Here is a 19,653-nt window from a genome sequence, read left to right as displayed (position 1 = left end):
GGCAACCCTGAGAAAACGGCCGACGCCTCGGGGGTGCCTTCGGGCGTACCGGCTGCACCCCGCGACCGCCGCCGGCCGATCCAGCGGGGCGCCCATCCCTGTGGGATAATGACGAGTTCTGCCCAGAGCGCAGCTCAAGAGGTTGTTCGCAAGGGCGTGCGTGGGGCCCTCAATCCCGTGGCCCGCTTCCTTTCTGCGATTTTTCTTCTACAGCCACAATGCCCGCATACCGTTCCAAAACCTCCACCGCCGGCCGCAACATGGCAGGTGCGCGCTCCCTCTGGCGCGCCACCGGCATGAAAGACGAGGACTTCGCCAAGCCGATCATCGCGGTCGTCAACTCGTTCACCCAGTTCGTTCCCGGCCACGTGCACCTGAAAGACCTCGGCCAGCTCGTTGCGCGCGAAATCGAAGCCGCGGGCGGCGTGGCCAAGGAATTCAACACGATTGCCGTCGATGACGGTATCGCCATGGGCCACGACGGCATGCTGTATTCGCTGCCGAGCCGCGACATCATCGCGGATTCGGTCGAATACATGGTCAACGCGCACTGCGCCGACGCCATGGTCTGCATCTCGAACTGCGACAAGATCACCCCGGGCATGCTCATGGCCGCCATGCGCCTGAACATCCCCGTGATCTTCGTCTCGGGCGGTCCGATGGAAGCGGGCAAGACGCGCCTCGCGAACCCGGTCACGAAGGCCATCGAAGTCAAGAAGCTCGACCTGATCGACGCCATGGTGATCGCGGCCGACACCAAATACTCCGACGCCGAAGTGGCCGAAGTCGAGCGCTCGGCCTGCCCGACCTGCGGTTCGTGCTCGGGCATGTTCACGGCCAACTCGATGAACTGCCTGACCGAGGCGCTGGGCCTCTCGCTGCCGGGCAACGGCACCGTGGTCGCCACGCACGCGGACCGCGAACAGCTCTTCAAGCGCGCCGGCCGCCGCATCGTCGAACTCGCGCGCCAGTACTACGAGCAGGAAGACGAGCGCGTGCTGCCGCGCTCGGTGGGCTTCAAGGCGTTCGAAAACGCCATGACGCTCGACATCGCCATGGGCGGCTCGACCAACACCATCCTCCACTTGCTGGCCATTGCGCAGGAAGCGGGCATCGATTTCGGCATGGCCGACATCGACCGCCTTTCGCGCGTCGTGCCGCAGCTCTGCAAGGTCGCGCCGAACACGAATAAGTACCACATCGAAGACGTGCACCGCGCCGGCGGCATCATGGCGATCCTGGGCGAACTCGAGCGCGCCGGCAAGCTGCACACCGACGTGCCGACCGTGCACACGCCGACGCTCGGCGACGCGCTCGCGCAATGGGATATCACGCGCACCCAGGACGAGGCGGTCAAGACGTTCTACATGGCTGGCCCGGCCGGCGTTCCGTCGCAGGTCGCATTCAGCCAGAACACGCGCTGGGCGAGCCTCGACTCGGACCGCGCCGAAGGCTGCATCCGCTCGTACGAGCACGCGTTCTCGAAGGAAGGCGGCCTCGCCGTGCTGACCGGCAACATCGCGCTCGACGGCTGCGTGGTGAAGACCGCGGGCGTGGACGACAGCATCCTCGTGTTCGAAGGCACGGCTCACGTGACCGAATCGCAGGACGAAGCGGTGGAAAACATCCTCGCCGACAAGGTCAAGGCCGGCGACGTGGTGATCGTGCGCTATGAAGGGCCGAAGGGCGGCCCCGGCATGCAGGAAATGCTCTACCCGACGAGCTACATCAAGTCGAAGGGCCTCGGCAAGGCGTGCGCACTGCTGACCGACGGTCGCTTCTCGGGCGGCACTTCGGGCCTCTCGATCGGCCATTGCTCGCCGGAAGCGGCGGCAGGCGGCGCGATCGGCCTCGTGCGCGACGGCGACAAGATCCGCATCGACATTCCGAACCGCACGATCAACGTGCTGGTCTCGGACGACGAACTCGCGCGCCGCCGCGAAGAGCAGAACGCCAAGGGCTGGAAGCCGGCGAAGGCGCGTCCGCGCAAGGTGTCGGCGGCGCTGAAGGCCTACGCCAAGCTCGTGATGTCGGCAGACAAGGGCGCCGTGCGCGATCTTTCGCTGCTGGATGATTGAGATTGCAACGGGCTTCGCGCCCGTCGATCGGCAGATCAGTAAAGCCGCTCCTCGGAGCGGTTTTTTTTGGCTGGCGCATCACGGATTCGCGGGAAAGGGCCAGGGCGCCGAGGTTCGGTCAAGCCCGGGACTGGACCGTACGTTTGCCTGAAGTTTTCATAACGTTTACGGAAAACTTACCGATCGTGCCCTCGTTTGAAAAATTCTGTAACGCTTCGTAATACTGTGATATGTTTCATGACCTCGACGGCTGGTCGAATCCTCGCAAGAGCGTTCGTACCGGTCGTCGAATGACTGTTACTGTTCCGTGACGTCCCGTGTATCGAAGATCGGTGAGTGAGGCAATTTTTTCTAAGGACTGCGATGTATCTGCGCAGCACATTCCACCCTCCAGCATTCGGATCATCATCGGGCGCAAATCGCAACGCCGTCACGGCTGCATCGGTTGCCTCCGCGTTTGAGCCATTCACGAAAACGGATCGCGGTCAATGACACCGATTCCCGAGTTTTTCCAACTCTTGTCCAGGGCTATTCCTGGGAGACGTCCCGATGCCCTGTTCCGGAAGGGGCGCGTGCTCATGTACGCACTGCTTCATCCGTTTGCAGCTCGCGTCTGGTTGAGTGCGCTGGCGGCAAACTCCCTGCTTGCCGAGATTGTCGTCCGTAATCGTCGCTATCTTGAACGCCCCTTTCGCCGCTTCGTCCAGGCGGACATGCGTGCCTGCGCGCGTGCCGAGCTACTGTGCGGACATTTTCGGGTCGTACGGGAACGCTTCGGCGACGATCTGGTGCGCAGCCTCTACCTGAATTCGGAAGACGTGACCTTGGCGTCGAGCGGAAGGTACGCCATCGTCGTGAGCGAGCCGGTACGTTGTTGGCGCGAAGGGTTGCTGAGCGTCGCCTGGCGCGACGTGGTCGATCGCGTCGATCTTGCGTGGGCGACAATCAGTTTCGAGTGGCACGCCGAAGCGGGGAAAATCGGGGCGCTTATCGGCGGCCTGCAAGGACCTTCCGGCGCGGCCAGGGAGCGGGTGCGCGAGGCCACGCGCGAATGCCATGGATTGCGGCCCAAGGCTGCTGTCATGGAGGCTGTCTGCGAATTGTCCAGGATGGCAGGGGTGGACGTGCTGACTGGCGTGACGAAGAAGACGCACGTTACCGACTCCAGGCGGGCTCAGATACACGCGGACTATGATGGCTTCTGGCAGGAATTGGGTGGCGTCGAACGCAATGGGCGGTATGTACTGCCGCTTCGCCTGCATCACCGCGACGTCAGCGAGGTTCCGTCGAACCGGCGTGCTGCATTCCGCAGGCGACAGACGCTGATTGCAGATTTACTCGCGCAGATCCCTCGGGCGATGGATGCTGGCCTGATTGAAGAGGTCATGCCGCCGCATCTGGGTCATCCAGATTCGAACAAGCAACTGCTGGATCTTGCTGTGGCTCTGGCAACCGATCGTTGCGACCTGGAGCCGGGCCCTGCTCTCGGAGAGAGCGATCCGACGCGGGACGATCGGCCAGTCGAGCAAAAACTCGCCGCCTGATATCGGCCGTCACAATCAACCGGGCAAAAAAATCGAGCCTCCCACAGTAGTGTGGGAGGCTCGATTCGTTTGGTGGCACGTCCCCCGCGCAATGCACGGGGGGCGGGGTCCATCCCTTACTTCGCAGCGGCTGCGAGTACGGCGTTGAACGTCGCGCTCGGGCGCATGACTTCAGCGAGCTTCGCGAAGTCAGGCTTGTAGTAGCCGCCGATATCGACCGGCTTGCCCTGAACCGCGGCCAGCTCGCCCACGATCTTCTGCTCGTTCTCGGCCAATGCCTTCGCCAGCGGCGCGAAGTGTGCCGCGAGTTCCGCGTCATCCTTCTGTGCGGCCAGCTCTTGCGCCCAGTACATCGAGAGATAGAACTGGCTGCCGCGGTTGTCCAGCTCGCCGGTCTTCGGCGACGGGCCCTTGTTGTTGTCGAGCAGCTTGCCGGTGGCGGCGTCGAGCGTCTTCGCGAGCAGCTTGGCACGCGCGTTGTTCGTCTTGATGCCGAGGTCTTCCAGCGAAACGGCCAGCGCAAGGAATTCGCCGAGCGAGTCCCAGCGCAGGTGGTCTTCCTGAACCAGCTGCTGCACGTGCTTCGGAGCCGAGCCGCCGGCGCCCGTTTCGTACATGCCGCCGCCCGCCATCAGCGGAACGATCGAGAGCATCTTCGCCGAGGTGCCCAGTTCCATGATCGGGAACAGGTCGGTCAGGTAGTCGCGCAGGATGTTGCCCGTGACCGAGATCGTGTCCAGGCCGCGGATCACGCGCTCGAGCGTGTAACGCATCGCGCGGACTTGCGACATGATCTGGATGTCGAGGCCGGTCAGATCGTAATCCTTCAGGTACGTTTCGACCTTCTTGATCACTTCGTTTTCGTGCGGACGGTACGGGTCGAGCCAGAACACGGCCGGCGTGTTCGAGTTCTTTGCGCGCGTGACGGCAAGCTTGACCCAGTCGCGGATCGGCTCGTCCTTCACGAGGCACATGCGCCAGATGTCGCCTTGCTCGACGGGTTGCGTGAGCGCTTCGAGTACTTCGCCCGTGGCGTTGTCGACGATGCGCGCCGTGCCGTCCTGCGGGATTTCGAACGTCTTGTCGTGCGAACCGTACTCTTCAGCCTTTTGCGCCATCAGGCCGACGTTCGGCACCGTGCCCATCGTGCGCGGGTCGAATGCGCCGTTGGTCTTGCAGAAGTTGATGATTTCCTGGTAGATGCGCGCGAACGTGCTTTCCGGAATCAGACACTTCGTGTCGGCCGGGCGGCCGTCGGCGCCCCACATCTTGCCGCCTGCGCGGATCATCGCGGGCATCGAAGCGTCGACGATCACGTCGTTCGGTGCGTGCAGGTTCGAGATGCCCTTGGCCGAGTCGACCATGGCGAGCGCCGGACGGTGCTCGTGGCATGCGTGCATGTCGCGGATGACTTCTTCGCGCTGCGATTCCGGCAGCTTTTCGATCTTCGTGTAGAGATCGACGAGGCCGTTGTTCACGTTCACGCCGAGTTCTTCGAAGAGCTTGGCGTGCTTGGCGAACGCGTCCTTGTAGAACACGCGCACGGCGTGGCCGAACACGATGGGGTGCGAAACCTTCATCATGGTCGCCTTCACGTGCAGCGAGAGCATGACGCCGGTCTTGCGCGCGTCTTCCATCTGGTCTTCGTAGAAGGCCAGCAGGTGCTTCTTGCTCATGAACATGCTGTCGACGATTTCGCCGGCTTGCAGCTTGACCTTCGGCTTGAGCACGATGGTTTCGCCGGCCTTCGTCACGAGCTCCATGCGGACTTCGCGGTCCTTGTCGTTCGTGATCGACTTTTCGCCGTGGTAGAAGTCGCCGTGCTTCATGTGCGCGACGTGGGTGCGCGAAGCCATGCTCCACTCGCCCATGCTGTGCGGGTGCTTCTTCGCGTAGTTCTTGACCGCGAGCGGTGCGCGGCGGTCCGAGTTGCCTTCGCGCAGCACCGGGTTCACAGCCGAGCCGAGGCACTTCGAATAGCGCTTCTGGATAGCCTTTTCTTCGTCGGTCTTCGGATCTTCGGGGAAGTCGGGGACCTTGTAGCCCTTGCCCTGGAGTTCCTTGATCGCGGCGACGAGCTGCGGCACCGATGCGCTGATGTTCGGCAGCTTGATGATGTTCGTTTCCGGCAACTGCGTGAGACGGCCCAGTTCGGCCAGATTGTCCGGCACGCGCTGTTCTTCCGTGAGGAATTCCGGGAACTCGCCGAGGATACGGCCCGCAACGGAGATATCGCTGGTCTCGACGTTCACGCCGGCCGGCGCAGCGAAGGTGCGGATGATCGGCAGAAACGCGCTGGTGGCGAGCAGCGGCGCTTCATCGGTCAGGGTATAGATGATGGTGGGTTGCTGGGTACTCATCGGCTTCTTGGCGGGGTTCAAAAACGGGGTGATAACACCACCGGCTGCGCGCAGTCGGCGAAACACCTGGATTTTGCCTCAATTTGCAGCGGGCTGGGGACCTGGCGTGCCTATATTTCATATCGTGGAAAGCGCTTGCGCAATGTTAATTGACCAGAAAGTCGGCGCGTTTGCCTTGATCGGCCGGCCCTGCGCCGAAAACGTTTCCGCGCCGGCGCCCCGTTCTATAAGGCTTTGCGAGGTGAGACCGACGATTCGGAGATGGCTCTCCGGTTTTGTGGATCGTACCCTTGATTGACTGTCAAGCTGGTAAAGACCCTTGTGAAAAGAGAAGTGAATCGGGGAGTCTTATATAAGAATTTTGTCCTGCGGGCCTCGCCGAAGTCTCTGAAAACGGTTGCCTTGCTAATCAATTCGTGGTTTCATTGCTGCCATGTTCGATCACTGCCTTTACTTCAATTCGTCGGCGCTCGCGCGGTTGGTCGAGCGCGAGTGGAGTGCCGCTTATGCGCCGTTCGGCCTCACGCCCGCGCAAGGCTTCGTGCTGCGCGTCGTGCTGGCGAAGCCCGGGTGCCTCGCGAGCGATGTCGCACAAACGCTCGGCATCGCGCGGCCCACTGCGACTCGCCTCGTCGACAACCTGTGCGAGAAGGACTTGCTCGAGCGCCGCCAGGGCGAGGCCGATGGCCGCGAATGGGGACTCTTTCCCACGGCGGGCGGCACGGCGCTCGACGGCCCGATCAACGGCGCGAGCGCCGACGTGGCGCGGCGCCTGCGTGCGCAAGTCGGCCCGGACCTCTTCGAGTCCACGGTCGCCGGCATGCGCAAGATACGCAAGGGACTTGCGTAATGCGTTCGCGCCTTTTTTAAACCTCGAATGATTGTCTTGCTAATCAATAAGGAGAAGAGCGATGAGCGAAGCGGCGCTAAAAGGGACAGGGGAAGAAGCCTGGCGTTGGGCAATCGGCGTGACGATCGCCGCGCTGGCAGTGGGTGGCGTGGTGGCCGCGATTCTCGCGATGCCGCGCGCCGTGGAGGCGAACAACCGCGCGTGCATAACGGCCTACGCCAACGATCTGCACGCGGATCTCGCGGCGTTCGCGCAAGACCCGGCGTGGCAGGCGCAATACGTCGAGGCAATCACGGCGTGCTCGCGTTGAACGGGCACGCCGCGCGCCGCGACGTTACTTGCGGTTCAGGAACGCGAGCAGGTCGGCGTTGACCTGCCCGGCCATCGTCGTACACATGCCGTGCGGGCCGCCCGGGTAAATCTTGAGCGTCGCGTCCTTGACGATCTTCGCGGAGAGCTTGCCCGCGTCGTCTATCGGCACGATCTGGTCGTCGTCGCCGTGCAGGATCAGCGTGGGCACATCGATCTTCTTGAGATCTTCCGTGTAGTCGACCTCGGAGAACTCATGCACGCAGTCATGCAGCGCGAGGATGCCGCCCCACATGCCCTGCTGCCAGAACGAGTCGATCACGCCCTGCGAGACCTTCGCGCCGCTGCGGTTGTAGCCGTAGAACGGCACGGCCAGGTCCTTGAAGAACTGTGAGCGGTCGTCGATCACGCCCTTGCGGATGCCGTCGAACACATCCTTGGGCAGACCGCCCGGATTCTTCTCGCTCTTGATCATGATGGGCGGCACCGCGCCGATCAGCACCGCGCCCGAGACGCGCTTCGTGCCGTGGCGGCCGATGTAGCGCGCGACTTCGCCGCCGCCCGTGGAATGGCCAACGAGCGTGGCGTCCTGCACATCGAGCTTGTCGAGCAGGTCGGCCAGATCGTCGGCCCAGGTGTCCATGTCGTTGCCCTTGGCGGGCTGATCGGAGCGGCCGTGGCCGCGGCGGTCATGCGCGATCGTGCGAAAGCCGTTTTGCACCAGAAAGAGCATTTGAGCGTCCCAGGCGTCGGCGGTAAGCGGCCAGCCGTGGGAGAACACGACGGGCTTGCCGCTGCCCCAATCCTTGTAATAGATCGACGTGCCATCGCGGGTGGTGAAGGTGCTCATGGAAACTCTCCAGTTTCTTTTACAGCATCACAAAGCAGGCAGACGCCGACGCATTGGCGCGCGGTCGCGCTTCGCGCGGCGGTTCGTGGCGGCGTCCAGGGATGGGCAATGCGGGTGGAACGTGCCGGTGCCTGCGCGTCACGCAACGAGGCAGGGAGGACACGTGGGCCAGTATAGAGAGAACCTATGCGCGATGACGTGAAGTTGCGCGCGCCTCGCTCGTGCCGGCAACTTTCACATGCGTGTCGTTGGCGCGGCAATCGGGCTTCCTGGCGGGTTGGCCAGTCTGGTCTAGTCTTCTTCCGTCGTCCACCGAACCGACGCGCTGCACCGTTTGAAACTGCGTCGAACGGCGATACGCGATAATCGCCCTTTATCGACTCTCGCCTGACTCGTATGTCGACGCCTGAACCGGTCGCTTCCGGCCAATCCTGGTGGGGCGTGCTCGTCCTGGCGCTTTCGGCCTTCATTTTCAACACGACCGAATTCGTGCCGGTTGCGTTGCTCAGCGCCATTGGGGACAGCCTGCACATGAAGCCGACCGACGTCGGCCTCATGCTGACGATCTACGCGTGGACGGTGGCCGTGGCGTCGCTGCCCTTGATGCTGCTGACACGCAACGTCGAACGCCGCAAGCTGCTGACCTGGGTATTCGCGCTCTTCGTCGTCAGCCACATCGTGACCGGCGTAGCGTGGAACTTCACGGTGCTGATGGTGGGCCGAATCGGCATTGCCTTTGCACACGCCATCTTCTGGTCGATTTCCGTCTCGCTGGTGGTGAGGCTCGCGCCGCCCGGCAACAAGAGCAGGGCGCTCGCCATGCTCGGCATGGGAACCTCGATCGCCATGGTGGCGGGCATTCCGCTTGGGCGCGTGATCGGCGAGACGCTCGGCTGGCGGCAAACCTTCTTCGTCATTGCGGGCGCGGCGGCGTTAGCGCTACTCATGCTGCGCGTGATGCTGCCCTTGCTGCCGAGCCAGCAAACGGGCTCGTTCAGCAGCGTGCCCGTGCTGTTCAGAAAGCCGATGCTGGCCTCGCTCTATCTGCTCACGATACTCGTCGTGACCGCGCACTTCACGTCGTACACGTATATCGAGCCCTTCATTCACTCCGTGGGCCACGAAAGCAGTCAACGCATCACCTATATCCTGATTCTGTTCGGCAGTGCCGGTATTCCCGCGGCCATTTTCTTTAACCGGCTTTATCCGCGCGATCCGGCTCAGTTCCTCCAGGTGGCTGTGATCGCCGTGTGTGCGTGCCTGCTCGTGCAGTTTCCCGCCGTGCTGAGCATCATCACGTTGTCCGTTCACACGCTGGTGTGGGGCGGCGCGATCGTTTCCTTCGGCCTTGCCATGCAGGCATGGGTGCTCAAGCTCGCGCCCGAGGCCGCGGACCTCGCGGTCTCGATCTATTCCGGCCTCTATAACGTGGGAATCGGCGCGGGCGCGCTGCTCGGCAACCATATTGCCAATGGCTTCGGCGTGTCGTGGCTCGGCAGTTTCGGCGGCGTGGTGGGTGGTCTTGGGGCTGGAGTATGCTGGTTCGCATTGCGCATGTATGCGCGGGCGCATCCATCCGCGCACTGATACACCGCGTGCGGCGACGAACTCGCGCGCCAACGCTTTCGCGAGGCGTTCACAGTGGCGTCACGGACGGCATCTCGCCTTCTACGGGAGGAAACGTCAGCTCCACGGCAAAGCCGCCGCCGGCGGGAAACGCAAAGTTCACGCGCCCGCCGTGTGCCTTCATCACCGCCTGCACGATGGCGAGCCCGAGGCCCGAGCCCGTCGCGCGCTCCGCGCCTTCCTGGCCGATGCGCTCGAACGGACGCAACGCGGCGTCCCAGTGTTCGCGTGCGATGCCTTGACCGTTGTCGGTCACGGTTAGCGTGACGGCCTCCGGCGAGGTGCTCACGGTGACGACGATATCGTCCGCCTTGCCGTGCAGCAGCGCGTTGTGCAGCACGTTCGACAGCGCTTCCTGCAGGCTCACGGGGTCGCCCGCGATCCAGACCTGCGGCGCGCTGCTTTCGAATGCCACTTTCACGTCGCGTTCGTCGGCGAGCGGAATGGTGCGGCCCAACACTTCTCTGGCAAGCTTCGCGAGGTCCACGCGCTGCAACGGGACCACTTCCGTGCGATGAATCACCATCGCGTGATTGAGCAACTGGCCGGTGAGCCGGCCCACGTCCGAGCAGGTTGCGCGCAACGCTTCGAGCCGCGCGGCATGGCGCGCGGGATCGGACTCGGTGCTGAGCAATTCGATCTGCGCGTCGAGCCGCGCGATCGGCGTGCGCATCTGGTGCGCGGCGTCGGCGATAAAGCGCTGCATGGCCGTCATGCGTTCCGCGAGGCGGCCGATCAGCCCGTTGATGGCGCCGATCAGCGCGTTGATTTCGCTTGGCGTGTCGTGCGCCACGGGCCGCAGGTCGGCCGGGTCGCGCGCGGCGATGATCTGCTCGATCTGCGCAAGCGGACGCAAGCCGCGCCGGATCGCAAGGCCGCTCGCGCCGATGGCGAGCACGCTCATCAGCAAAATGAGCGTCCAGACCTTGAGGCTCATGTCGTTCGTGAGTTGCTGGCGGGCATGGGTGGTCTGCGCGACCGTGACGAGGGCCCAGCCGGGCGGCCGCGCGTCCGGCATGTAGCGCCCGATGGTCGCCGTGCGCACGCGCTCTCCCTGGTAGCGGGCGTTCGCGAATGTCGGACCCTGGTGCGCGTTCATCGCGCTCTTCGTATCGGCCGGACCGGGAAGATCGCCATAGCCCGCGACGACGAGGCCGCGCGCGTCGACCACTTTGTAGTAGACGACGTCATAGCGCGAAAGCGTGGAGAGCGCGGCCACCGGCGGATTGAGCGCGAGCACGCCGCCCTGCACGTAGAGGTTTTCGGCGACCTGGATGGTTGCGCCCGCAAGCAGCTGATCGTAGGCGCGCTCGGACGCGACGCCCGCGTAATAGCGCGCGATGCCCGCGAGCGCCGCAGCGCCCGACGCCACGACGAGCGCGATGAAGAGCAGCGTGCGCCCGAGCAGCGTTTTCGGGAACCAGTCAAAGCGCGGCAATTTGATATCCCATGCCGCGCGCCGTGCGGATTTCGACCGAACTGCCCTGCAGCTTCTTGCGCACGCGCGTGACGTATTGTTCGACGGCGTTCGCGCTCGGCTCATTGCCGTAGCTGAACAACTGATTCAGCAGTTCTTCTTTCGGGAAGATGCGTTGCGGACGGCTGGCGAGGATTTCGAGCAGCGCGAACTCCTGGCGCGAAAGCGAAAGCGGTTTGCCGTCGAGTTCGGCAAGCCGGCTGCTGCGGTCGATGGCGAGACCGCCCAGCTTCACCACATCGTTCGCGTGCCCGCTGTTGCGGCGCAGGAGCGCCTGCACGCGCGCTTCGAGTTCGCGGTAGTCGAACGGTTTGACGAGGTAGTCGTCGGCGCCGAGGCCGAGGCCGCTCACGCGGTCGTCGATGGCCGAGCGTGCGGTGAGCAGCAGCACCGGCGTGGTCGAGCCCGACGCACGCAGATGGCGCAGAATCTCGAAGCCGTCCATGGCGGGAAGCATCACGTCGAGCACGACCAGATCGAAACGCTCCACGCCGAGCAGGCCGTTCGCCGTCGCGCCGTTCGCTTCGAGGTCCACCGCGTGACCGAGGCGCGTGAGGCGGCTGCGGACCGCCGCGCCGATTTCCGCGTCGTCCTCTACCACCAGAATGCGCATGATGCCGTTCCTGCCGAAATCTTCATGGGTGCGATTGCGGGTTTTCCCCGAGGTCTACTCTGTGTGTTTCTCAGCATTTTCTCAGACTCGCCCGGTAATCTCGCGAACCATGGAAGATAGCGCGACGTGATTACGACACGAACCAACGGAGACGGCAAGATGCGCGTGAAGTCGCCGCGGCCTTCACCGCGTCGGCGCGCGATCGTTGCGGCCGGGCTTGGCGCGGCTGCCGTTGCCGCGGGGCTCGCGCCTGCCTGGGTCCGGGCCACACCGCGCACGGTGCGCATTTCCAAGGGCTATGGCCTGCTGTATCTGCCGCTGCTCGTGATGGAAAAGGCGCGCCTGTTCGAGCGCCATGCGGCCCGCCAGGGGCTCGCGGACGTGAGCGTGGAGTGGGTGAGGCTCGACGGCGGCAATTCGGTCGACGACGCCATGATGGCCGGCACGCTCGACTTCGCCGCCGTGGGCGCACCCGGCTTCATCGAACTGTGGGCGCGGGCGCGCGGCATACCGAACGTCGAGGTGATCGGCATCAGCGGCCTTTCGGCCACGGCGCTCTCGCTCAACACGAACCGGCCGCAAATTGTGACGCTGCGCGACTTCACGGCCGCCGACCGCATTGCGGTGCCCGGTATTCGCACCTCGCTTTCGGCCGTGGTGCTGCAAATGGTGGCGAGCAAGCTGCTAGGGCCGCTGCACTTTGCGCAGCTCGATTCGATCACCGTCGGCTTGCCGCATCCGCAGGCCATGCAGTCGCTGATCCGGCGCGAGGGCGGCATCACCGCGCATTTCGCGTCGCCGCCATTTTCGACGCTCGAATTGCAGCAGCCTGGCATCCACCGCGTGGTCAATTCGGTCGACGTGCTCGGGCCGCTCACGCTCGACGTGGTGTTCGCGCCCAAGCGCCTCGTCGATACCGAGCCTGCGCTGGCAAAGGCGTTCCTTCACGCGCTCGACGAGGCGAACCGGATGATTGCGCAGGACAAGGCGGCCGCGGCGCAGATCTATGTCGATTCGTCGGGCTTCGGCGCGTCGCGCGAGCACGTGGTGCAGACGCTCTGCGCGCCGGAGTCGCGCTTTTCGGTCTGGCCCGAGCAGTTGATGGAGTACGTCGATTTTCTGTACATGGTGGGCACGATCAAGGCGAAGCCGCGCACATGGAACGACATGTTCGTGGCGATGCTCGGGGATTTCCGTCCGTCCTAGACATACGCATAGACACAAATAAACGTAGGAGAACAGAGTGAATACAGACTCAACCGTCGATCAACCATCCGTCGAAGAGCGGGATGTCATGTCGAAGATCGCGCGCCGCCTCATGCCGATCCTCGTCGTGATGTTTCTGATTTCGTTCATCGACCGCCAAAACGTCGGCTTCGCTAAGCTTCAGATGGTGCACAGCCTCAACATGACCGAAACGGCGTTCGGCCTTGCGTCGTCGCTGTTCTTTATCGGCTATCTGCTGTTCGAAGTGCCCAGCACGCTCGCGCTGCACCGCTTCGGCGCGCGCGTGTGGCTCGCGCGCATCATGCTCACCTGGGGCGTGATCACGGTGCTGATGGGCTTCACCACCTCGATGCAGGTGTTCTGCGGCCTGCGCCTCGCGCTGGGCGTCGCCGAAGCCGGCTTCTATCCCGGCGTGATCTACTACCTCACGCTGTGGTTTCCGCAAAGCTATCGTGCGCGTGTGCTCGGCATCTTCACGCTGGGCAGCGCGCTCGCCAATATGCTGGGCTCGCTCGTGGGCGGCTGGCTGCTGAGTCTCAATGGCGTATGGGGCCTCGCCGGCTGGCAGTGGGTGTTCATCGCCACGGGCCTGCCCGCCGTGCTGGTCGGCATCGCCGTGTTCAGGCTGCTGCCGGCGTCGTACCAGGAAGCGCGCTTTCTGCACGATCGCGAAAAGCAGATCGTGGCGGCCGCGCACGAGCGGGAGAAGCCCGAGCACGCCGAACACTCGCAGCCCTGGAAGGCGCTGCTCGATCCGCGCGTGATGCTGTTCGCGGCAACCTATATGCTGATGTCGACGTCGCTCTACGGCGTGACCTACTGGCTGCCCACGCTCGTGAAGTCGTTTGGCGTGTCGAGCAGCGTGAACGGGCTGTTGAGCATGCTGCCGTGGGCGCTGGCAGTGCTGCTGCTGCTGTGGCTGCCGTCGAAGCTGCGCCGCGCGAAAAGCATTCTGCGCGCGATGGCGATCGTCGCGGCGCTAGGCACGCTGGGTTTCCTGCTGAGTCTCCTGCTGCCTTCCACACCGATGCGCTTCATCGCGCTCGTGTTCGGCGGCGCGTGCATTCCGCTGCTGTATCCGTGCTTCTGGTCGATGCCGCCGCGCTACTTCACCGGCGCGCGGGCTGCGGCGAGCGTGGCGGCGATCAACTCGATCGGCAATCTCGGCGGCTTCTTCGGCCAGAACCTCATGCCGTTCGCGGGCAAGCTCACCGGTACCGCGTTCGGGCCGATGATCGTGCCGATCGTGTGCCTCGCCGTGCTCGGTCTGGGCGTCGTAGTGGCGTGGGGACGTTCCGGGCGCGCCATCGAGGGCGTGCCGGCTTGACCCGGGCCGCTCGTCGCGTTCATCGGGCCGGAAAGGGATCGCGATTGTATTTCTCGCCGTAACAGTGAATTCAATCTATGAGCATAGACTTTCGATAGGGCAACCCTAAAATCCACTGTCATATGTGAGCGTATTGCGACGCTCGATCATGAGAGGGATTCATGCAGCAGATTTTCAAGGGGACGGCCAGACTTGCGGACGTGGCAAGCCGGTCCTGGCCCAGGGTCGCCGTATCGCTGGTCGCCGCGTGCACGGTGCTGGCGGGTTGCGCGTCGGCCAGCGACGTCACCACGGCGGACAAGTCGGGCACGTTCGTCGTTTCGGCGTCCGCAACGGGCGGCCGACTCGCGTGGGCCCGCGCCCACAAGCGCGCGGTGAGCGAAGCGAACGACTACTGCGAGAGCCGCGGCATGCAGACGAGTCTCGGCATGGAGCACACCGAAGGCATCGAGGCGCTGCAGCAGCAGGCCTCCGTCATCCGCTTCGAATGTCATCCCAAGCTTTGAGGCCCGCGCCTCAGCGAATCACGAACGTTTCCCTGCGAGCCCCGTACCACTTCGTGACTTCGGAGTGCGCGGTCAATCTGGATGACTTCAGAATCGGGCTCGTGACGCGATACAGCCGGTCCGGGTCGGGCCCATACATGTAGAGATAGCCGTCGTTGCCGTCGATGTGAATTTCGGTTTCGCCGAGTTCGCCGGCATCGGCGCGCTTGATGGCGCCGGCCAGCCGCTGTTCGAGCGCATGAATCTGCGGGCGGTCTTTCGGGTAGTAGTCGAAATGGACCATCATGGCCGGCCCCGGCGGCTTCTGCGCCGGTTGTGCGGCGGCGCTCCCCGCGGCGAGTGCGATGCCCAGCAGCGTGGCGAGTGTTTTCCGGATTTTCGACATGGGGATGGCGTCCGCGAGCGAAGCTGCGATGTTCGCATAACGAAGGGGCGGCGTGGGGCGGCGGTGCCTCGCGGCGGTGCGCTCACAACAGCGGCAGCGTGAGCCGGATATGCTCGGCGAACGCCGCCGTGAGGAGCGACGGCCGCTTGCGTCCGTACTTGATCGTAATGCCCACGGCCGGCAAGGGCGGCAGCGCGGGATCGCCATTGAGAATCGCCAGATCCGCCGGAACGGCCGTTTGCGTCATGACGGCGAAGGCCTGGCCCGAACGCACGAGCGCGGTGAGACCGGCGAGGCTGCTGCTCGCATACGCGACGCGGTAGGCGCGGCCCATCCTCTCCAACGCTTCACAGGCTGCGATGTGATCGAGGGTGTCCGGATCGGAGAGCGCGAGCGGCAGCGGATCGACATGGGCGGAATCGAGTCCGGGCGAGCCGATCCAGACCAGCTGCTCGCGGCGAATGATCTCGTCGTGCGGGCCGCTTGCGTTGGCGGACCCGATGGCGGTCAAAGGCAGCGATACCAGGGCGAGATCGACCGCACGCTTGTCGAGCTGTTCGAGAAGACGCGGCGTGGGAACGCATACGACTTCCACGAGCGCATTCGGATGCTGGCCCGAAAACCGGCGCAGCAAGGAGGGCAGAAATACGGCCGCATAGTCGTCCGGGCAGCCGAAGCGCAGGGTGCCCGACAAGCCCGTGCCGCACAGGTCGGCCATGGCCTCGTCGTGCAGGCGCAGAATGCGCTGGGCGTGCACCAGCAGGCGCTCGCCGGGGCTCGTCAGCGCAACGCCGCGGCCGGTGCGCTGAAACAACGGCTGATCGACGATCTCCTCGAGCCGCTTGATCTGCTGACTCAGCGCCGACTGGGTGCGGCCCACGCGTTCGGCCGCGCGGCTTATCGAGCGCACCTCGGCGATAACCGCGAACGAACGCAGCAGATCGATTTCCAGCGGTCGGCTCACGATATTAGCCTCTCTTCTAGCTTGCATAAGAACTATTCGATTCTATAAAACCAGAGCGCCGCCTAGACTGCAAGGAAAACCCGCAAAACCCGCTACCCGACGAGGAGAAGCCCGTGTCCAGGAACGACGACGAACAGTTTTGGCGCAACGCGAGACAACATCTGATCCGCTATGGCGGCACGTTCGAGCCGATGATCATCGAGCGCGCCCAGGGCAGCTTCGTCTACGACGCGGACGACCGGCCGATTCTCGACTTCACTTCGGGACAGATGAGCGCGGTGCTCGGTCACAGCCACCCGGAAATCGTCTCGGTCATCAACGAATACGCGGGCAAGCTGGACCACCTGTTCAGCGGCATGCTCTCGCGGCCCGTGGTCGAACTGGCCACGCGTCTCGCCGACGTCACGCCCGACGGGCTCGACCGGGCGCTGCTGCTGAGCACCGGCGCGGAGTCGAACGAGGCCGCCATCCGCATGGCGAAGCTCGTCACGGGCAAATTCGAAATCGTGGGCTTTGCGCAGTCGTGGCACGGCATGACGGGCGGCGCGGCTTCGGCCACCTATAGCGCAGGGCGCAAGGGCGTCGGCCCCGCAGCGGTGGGCTCCTATGCGATTCCCGCGCCGTTCACGTACCGGCCGCGCTTCGAGCGCAACGGGCAATACGATTACCTCGCGGAACTCGACTACGCGTTCGATCTCATCGACCGCCAGTCGAGCGGCAATCTCGCGGCCTTCATCGCGGAGCCGATCCTGAGTTCGGGCGGCATCATCGAACTGCCGCCCGGCTATATGGCCGCGCTCAAGCGCAAATGCGAAGAGCGCGGCATGCTGCTGATTCTGGACGAGGCGCAAACGGGCGTCGGGCGCACCGGCACGATGTTCGCGTGCGAGCACGACGGCGTGACGCCCGACATTCTCACGCTATCGAAAACACTCGGCGCCGGATTGCCGCTCGCGGCCGTGGTCACGTCCGCGCAGATCGAGGAAGCCGCGCACGAACGGGGCTTCCTGTTCTACACGACGCATGTGTCCGATCCGCTTCCTGCGGCGGTCGGCCTGCGGGTGCTGGACGTCGTGGCGCGCGACGGACTCGTTGCGCGCGCAAATATCATGGGCGGCCGTTTGAGGCGCGGGCTGCTGGATCTGATGGAGCGCTTCGAATGCATCGGCGACATTCGGGGGCGCGGGCTGCTGCTCGGCCTCGAGATCGTCAAGGACCGCCGCACGAAGGAGCCCGCCGACGGCCTTGGCGCGAAAATCACGCGCGAGTGCATGAAGCTCGGGCTCAGCATGAACATCGTGCAGTTGCCGGGCATGGGCGGCGTGTTTCGCATTGCACCGCCGCTGACCGTGAGCGAGCAGGAGATCGATCTCGGCGTGGAGTTGCTGGGGCAGGCGATCGAGCGCTCCCTCTGAGGACCAGAGTCGTCGCGGCTAGGCCTTGCCGCGCGACCCGGCCGTGCTCACTTGAGGCTTCGCGAGCGCACGTGCGGCGAGCGGCGTGGACATGACGATGGACGTGCGCGTCTCGCCGTAGAGATTGATGCGCTGGATCAGGCGCTCCAGGTCGGCCACGCTCGTCGCGACGAGGCGAATGACATAGGAGTCCGCACCGGTCACGTGATGGCATTCGAGCACCTCGGCAATCGTGCCGAGCAGCTTGAGAAACTTCGCTTTCGCGGATTGGGGCACCGTGATGCCGATCAGGGCCGAGATCGGATAGCCGGCGGCGGCCGGATTCACGCGCGCCGTGTAGCCTTCGATCACGCCGGCCTCTTCGAGACGTCTCACGCGCTCCGTGACCGCAGGCACCGAGAGATGCACCTGGCGCGCAAGCTCGGTGTAGGTCATGCGGCCGTTTTCCTGCAGCAGCGCCAGTACTTTCCAGTCCAGATCGTCCATCATGGCGAAATGTTTAAGGTGAAAGGCCGATTTTCCCTTAAATCCCGGCTTCTGCGGATACTCTTCGCGGTCTACGATAGTCCCCTATAGAACACGCATTGCGGAGAGAGGAGACATGTTGTTCGTCAAAGCCGTGGCGATGGGGTTTTGCATCGCCGCACCGGTCGGGGCCATCGGCATGCTGTGCATCCAGCGCAGCCTGAGCCGCGGTTTTTACTCCGGCTTCGCAACCGGCGTTGGCGCTGCGTGCGCCGATGCGTTTTATGGCTTGCTCGGCGCGCTCGGCGTGGCCGGTATCGTCACGGCGCTGCCGATGCTGACGGTGGTCTTGAAGTCGGCGGGCGGGGCATTTCTGGTGTGGATGGCGTGGACCATCGCACGCGCGTCGTCGACCGCGCCGGCCGCCGTACAGGAGACGCAGCGCAGCCCTGTCGCGCGGGATTTCCTCACGACGTTTGCACTGACGCTCTCGAACCCTCTGACCATTTTTTCGTTCATTGCCGCGTTTGCCTCGCTCGGGCCATTACCGCCCATGCCAGGCGAGCAGCGGGCGCCGGGCGGGTTTTCGATGGCGCTGATGGTGACTATGGTGACGGGCGTGTTTGCGGGCTCGGCCGTGTGGTGGCTGTTCCTGAGCGGCGTGACATCCGCGTTGCGTACGAAGCTGCCACTCGCGTTCACGCGGGGCATCTCCCTTTTTTCCGCCGTGGCGATTGCCGCGTTTGGCGTGGTTCAGATGGTGACCGGTCTCGTGCGGCTCGCTTAAGACGTCGTTTCGAAACGTTCGAGGGCTTGCGCCACTTCCTCGATGTAGGCGTCCGTCATTGCGCAGTCCGCGAGCGCCCGCCTGAGCTGGAACACATATTCCGCGTTGCTGCCGAGCGGCCCATGCGCTTGGGCTATCGCACGCGCGGCAGTCGCGGGGCTCGAATCAGCCTCGTATTGTCGCGGGCAGGTGTTCGCCACGAAGGCGAGGGCGTGCCGCGTCTCGCCCGTCGTGAGCGTCACCGAGGTCCAGGCGGGCGTGTAGGCGCCCGTCAGCATCTCGCGGGTCCAGAGGATGTGCAACTCTTCGTCGAGCGTGGCCGCATCGAGCCGCAGCACCACGCCTTGGGTATGGCCGCCGCGCTCCAGCGCGAGCATGCGGCCGGGGCACTGCGGCGTGCCGCGCCCGCCGAACAGGCGGATGCAAAAGCTCCTGCGCCAGCCGTGCAGCGTGGCGTGCGCGCGCCGGTCGAAGTGCGAGAGCGGATTCCACATGAGCGAACCGTAGCCGAACACCCAGACCTCTTCGCCGGCGGGGCGCTTCGCCATCGTTTCGGCGAGCGACTGGGCGATCTGGGCTTGCGTCCAGAGAATTTCCGGCGGGAGATGGCTGAAACTCTCGAGAAACGCGCCGGAGCGAATGGCGTCCCTGTTTAGCATGGCGTTGACGGGTCGGTGGAGGCTATGTGACCAAGTATGCGGTCGGCGCGGGTGGGGGATAAAGTGGCTGGAGCGCGATGCTGCGTTCAACTGAGGGCGACAATCGGGGCGGGGCGCTCTTGTCCCCTCCGCACTTCCCCCAGGATCGCGCCGCCAGGCGCGTGCGAGTTATGAAGTGCTGCTCGCGTTGAGCGACTATAGCGCGTCGAAC

General features: G+C 64.3%; 18 protein-coding genes. 10 read left to right on the top strand and 8 right to left on the bottom strand.

Going from position 1 to position 19,653, the window contains the following annotated elements; translation table 11 throughout:
• Positions 1 to 218 precede the first annotated feature (218 nt).
• Together ilvD and AB3X98_RS17000 are read left to right on the top strand one after the other, a co-directional pair.
• The gene (gene ilvD, locus AB3X98_RS17005; RefSeq protein ID WP_368602109.1) at positions 219 to 2,078 is read left to right on the top strand and encodes a dihydroxy-acid dehydratase; all 1,860 of its coding nucleotides are present in this window, start codon (positions 219 to 221) and stop codon (positions 2,076 to 2,078) included.
• Between the two features lie 488 nt (positions 2,079 to 2,566).
• Entirely contained in the window at positions 2,567 to 3,622 is a 1,056-nt protein-coding gene (locus AB3X98_RS17000; RefSeq protein ID WP_342947195.1) for a DUF535 family protein, read from the top strand.
• Positions 3,623 to 3,738: 116 nt separating this feature from the next.
• On the opposite strand, the gene AB3X98_RS16995 is transcribed toward AB3X98_RS17000, so the two are convergent.
• Positions 3,739 to 5,982 carry an NADP-dependent isocitrate dehydrogenase gene (locus tag AB3X98_RS16995; RefSeq protein WP_069266784.1) on the bottom strand — a complete coding sequence of 748 codons (2,244 nt, stop codon included), beginning with the start codon at positions 5,980 to 5,982 and terminating at the stop codon, positions 3,739 to 3,741.
• 433 nt (positions 5,983 to 6,415) lie between these two features.
• Here AB3X98_RS16995 and AB3X98_RS16990 point away from each other — a divergent pair, with 433 nt between their 5' ends.
• Together AB3X98_RS16990 and AB3X98_RS16985 are read left to right on the top strand one after the other, a co-directional pair.
• Positions 6,416 to 6,832, top strand: a complete 417-nt coding sequence (locus tag AB3X98_RS16990; protein WP_069266783.1) for a MarR family winged helix-turn-helix transcriptional regulator — start codon at positions 6,416 to 6,418, stop codon at positions 6,830 to 6,832.
• A 61-nt stretch (positions 6,833 to 6,893) separates the two neighbouring features.
• A complete protein-coding gene (locus AB3X98_RS16985; protein ID WP_368602110.1) occupies positions 6,894 to 7,142 on the top strand; it encodes a hypothetical protein in 249 nt (82 codons plus the stop codon).
• Positions 7,143 to 7,166: 24 nt separating this feature from the next.
• Here AB3X98_RS16985 and AB3X98_RS16980 read toward each other — a convergent pair whose 3' ends face one another.
• Positions 7,167 to 7,991 (bottom strand): alpha/beta hydrolase, encoded by an 825-nt coding sequence (locus tag AB3X98_RS16980; RefSeq protein ID WP_342947196.1) that lies wholly within the window; start codon positions 7,989 to 7,991, stop codon positions 7,167 to 7,169.
• Between the two features lie 396 nt (positions 7,992 to 8,387).
• Between AB3X98_RS16980 and AB3X98_RS16975 the strand changes: the two genes are divergently transcribed.
• The gene (locus AB3X98_RS16975) at positions 8,388 to 9,578 is read left to right on the top strand and encodes a sugar transporter (protein WP_368602111.1); all 1,191 of its coding nucleotides are present in this window, start codon (positions 8,388 to 8,390) and stop codon (positions 9,576 to 9,578) included.
• 49 nt (positions 9,579 to 9,627) lie between these two features.
• On the opposite strand, the gene AB3X98_RS16970 is transcribed toward AB3X98_RS16975, so the two are convergent.
• Positions 9,628 to 11,055: a sensor histidine kinase gene (locus tag AB3X98_RS16970; RefSeq protein WP_368602112.1), complete on the bottom strand. Its 1,428-nt coding sequence runs from the start codon at positions 11,053 to 11,055 to the stop codon at positions 9,628 to 9,630.
• The gene (locus AB3X98_RS16965) at positions 11,042 to 11,707 is read right to left on the bottom strand and encodes a response regulator transcription factor (RefSeq protein ID WP_368602113.1); all 666 of its coding nucleotides are present in this window, start codon (positions 11,705 to 11,707) and stop codon (positions 11,042 to 11,044) included. The genes AB3X98_RS16970 and AB3X98_RS16965 overlap by 14 nt, the downstream gene beginning before the upstream one ends.
• A 159-nt stretch (positions 11,708 to 11,866) precedes the next feature.
• Here AB3X98_RS16965 and AB3X98_RS16960 point away from each other — a divergent pair, with 159 nt between their 5' ends.
• The 3 genes from AB3X98_RS16960 (at position 11,867) to AB3X98_RS16950 (ending at position 14,767) form a co-directional block, all read left to right on the top strand.
• Positions 11,867 to 12,913, top strand: coding sequence for an ABC transporter substrate-binding protein (locus AB3X98_RS16960; RefSeq protein WP_368602334.1), 1,047 nt, complete (start codon positions 11,867 to 11,869; stop codon positions 12,911 to 12,913).
• Positions 12,914 to 12,950: 37 nt separating this feature from the next.
• Positions 12,951 to 14,261, top strand: a complete 1,311-nt coding sequence (locus AB3X98_RS16955) for an MFS transporter (RefSeq protein WP_368602114.1) — start codon at positions 12,951 to 12,953, stop codon at positions 14,259 to 14,261.
• Positions 14,262 to 14,422: 161 nt separating this feature from the next.
• Entirely contained in the window at positions 14,423 to 14,767 is a 345-nt protein-coding gene (locus AB3X98_RS16950; RefSeq protein WP_069266775.1) for a hypothetical protein, read from the top strand.
• A 10-nt stretch (positions 14,768 to 14,777) separates the two neighbouring features.
• On the opposite strand, the gene AB3X98_RS16945 is transcribed toward AB3X98_RS16950, so the two are convergent.
• Both AB3X98_RS16945 and AB3X98_RS16940 read right to left on the bottom strand, forming a co-directional pair.
• On the bottom strand, positions 14,778 to 15,152 hold the full coding sequence (locus AB3X98_RS16945) for a hypothetical protein (RefSeq protein WP_256094896.1): 375 nt from the start codon (positions 15,150 to 15,152) through the stop codon (positions 14,778 to 14,780).
• Between the two features lie 82 nt (positions 15,153 to 15,234).
• Positions 15,235 to 16,143 (bottom strand): LysR family transcriptional regulator, encoded by a 909-nt coding sequence (locus AB3X98_RS16940; protein WP_368602115.1) that lies wholly within the window; start codon positions 16,141 to 16,143, stop codon positions 15,235 to 15,237.
• A gap of 86 nt (positions 16,144 to 16,229) precedes the next feature.
• Between AB3X98_RS16940 and AB3X98_RS16935 the strand changes: the two genes are divergently transcribed.
• Positions 16,230 to 17,531: an aspartate aminotransferase family protein gene (locus AB3X98_RS16935; protein WP_368602116.1), complete on the top strand. Its 1,302-nt coding sequence runs from the start codon at positions 16,230 to 16,232 to the stop codon at positions 17,529 to 17,531.
• 18 nt (positions 17,532 to 17,549) lie between these two features.
• Here AB3X98_RS16935 and AB3X98_RS16930 read toward each other — a convergent pair whose 3' ends face one another.
• A complete protein-coding gene (locus AB3X98_RS16930; protein WP_368602335.1) occupies positions 17,550 to 18,017 on the bottom strand; it encodes an Lrp/AsnC family transcriptional regulator in 468 nt (155 codons plus the stop codon).
• 115 nt (positions 18,018 to 18,132) lie between these two features.
• On the opposite strand from AB3X98_RS16930, the gene AB3X98_RS16925 reads away from it, so the two are divergent.
• Positions 18,133 to 18,783 carry a LysE/ArgO family amino acid transporter gene (locus AB3X98_RS16925; protein ID WP_368602117.1) on the top strand — a complete coding sequence of 217 codons (651 nt, stop codon included), beginning with the start codon at positions 18,133 to 18,135 and terminating at the stop codon, positions 18,781 to 18,783.
• Here AB3X98_RS16925 and AB3X98_RS16920 read toward each other — a convergent pair.
• Positions 18,780 to 19,442 (bottom strand): gamma-glutamylcyclotransferase, encoded by a 663-nt coding sequence (locus AB3X98_RS16920; protein ID WP_368602118.1) that lies wholly within the window; start codon positions 19,440 to 19,442, stop codon positions 18,780 to 18,782. The two genes, AB3X98_RS16925 and AB3X98_RS16920, sit on opposite strands and share 4 nt — an antisense overlap.
• Between the last annotated feature and the right edge of the window lie 211 nt (positions 19,443 to 19,653).

This window comes from Paraburkholderia sp. BR14312, assembly GCF_040948675.1.
In the GTDB taxonomy this organism is placed as follows: Bacteria; Pseudomonadota; Gammaproteobacteria; order Burkholderiales; family Burkholderiaceae; genus Paraburkholderia; species Paraburkholderia nodosa_A.
The sequence above is the reverse complement of the archived record's forward strand: the minus strand, read 5'-3'. Positions and strand labels throughout refer to the sequence as shown.

Coding starts and splice junctions, on each gene's coding strand:
- ilvD (WP_368602109.1), top strand. CDS start 219: ATGCCCGCATACCGTTCCAAAACCTCCACCGCCGGCCGCAACATGGCA.
- AB3X98_RS17000 (WP_342947195.1), top strand. CDS start 2,567: ATGACACCGATTCCCGAGTTTTTCCAACTCTTGTCCAGGGCTATTCCT.
- AB3X98_RS16995 (WP_069266784.1), bottom strand. CDS start 5,982: ATGAGTACCCAGCAACCCACCATCATCTATACCCTGACCGATGAAGCG.
- AB3X98_RS16990 (WP_069266783.1), top strand. CDS start 6,416: ATGTTCGATCACTGCCTTTACTTCAATTCGTCGGCGCTCGCGCGGTTG.
- AB3X98_RS16985 (WP_368602110.1), top strand. CDS start 6,894: ATGAGCGAAGCGGCGCTAAAAGGGACAGGGGAAGAAGCCTGGCGTTGG.
- AB3X98_RS16980 (WP_342947196.1), bottom strand. CDS start 7,991: ATGAGCACCTTCACCACCCGCGATGGCACGTCGATCTATTACAAGGAT.
- AB3X98_RS16975 (WP_368602111.1), top strand. CDS start 8,388: ATGTCGACGCCTGAACCGGTCGCTTCCGGCCAATCCTGGTGGGGCGTG.
- AB3X98_RS16965 (WP_368602113.1), bottom strand. CDS start 11,707: ATGCGCATTCTGGTGGTAGAGGACGACGCGGAAATCGGCGCGGCGGTC.
- AB3X98_RS16960 (WP_368602334.1), top strand. CDS start 11,867: ATGCGCGTGAAGTCGCCGCGGCCTTCACCGCGTCGGCGCGCGATCGTT.
- AB3X98_RS16950 (WP_069266775.1), top strand. CDS start 14,423: ATGCAGCAGATTTTCAAGGGGACGGCCAGACTTGCGGACGTGGCAAGC.
- AB3X98_RS16945 (WP_256094896.1), bottom strand. CDS start 15,152: ATGTCGAAAATCCGGAAAACACTCGCCACGCTGCTGGGCATCGCACTC.
- AB3X98_RS16940 (WP_368602115.1), bottom strand. CDS start 16,143: ATGCAAGCTAGAAGAGAGGCTAATATCGTGAGCCGACCGCTGGAAATC.
- AB3X98_RS16930 (WP_368602335.1), bottom strand. CDS start 18,017: ATGGACGATCTGGACTGGAAAGTACTGGCGCTGCTGCAGGAAAACGGC.
- AB3X98_RS16925 (WP_368602117.1), top strand. CDS start 18,133: ATGTTGTTCGTCAAAGCCGTGGCGATGGGGTTTTGCATCGCCGCACCG.
- AB3X98_RS16920 (WP_368602118.1), bottom strand. CDS start 19,442: ATGCTAAACAGGGACGCCATTCGCTCCGGCGCGTTTCTCGAGAGTTTC.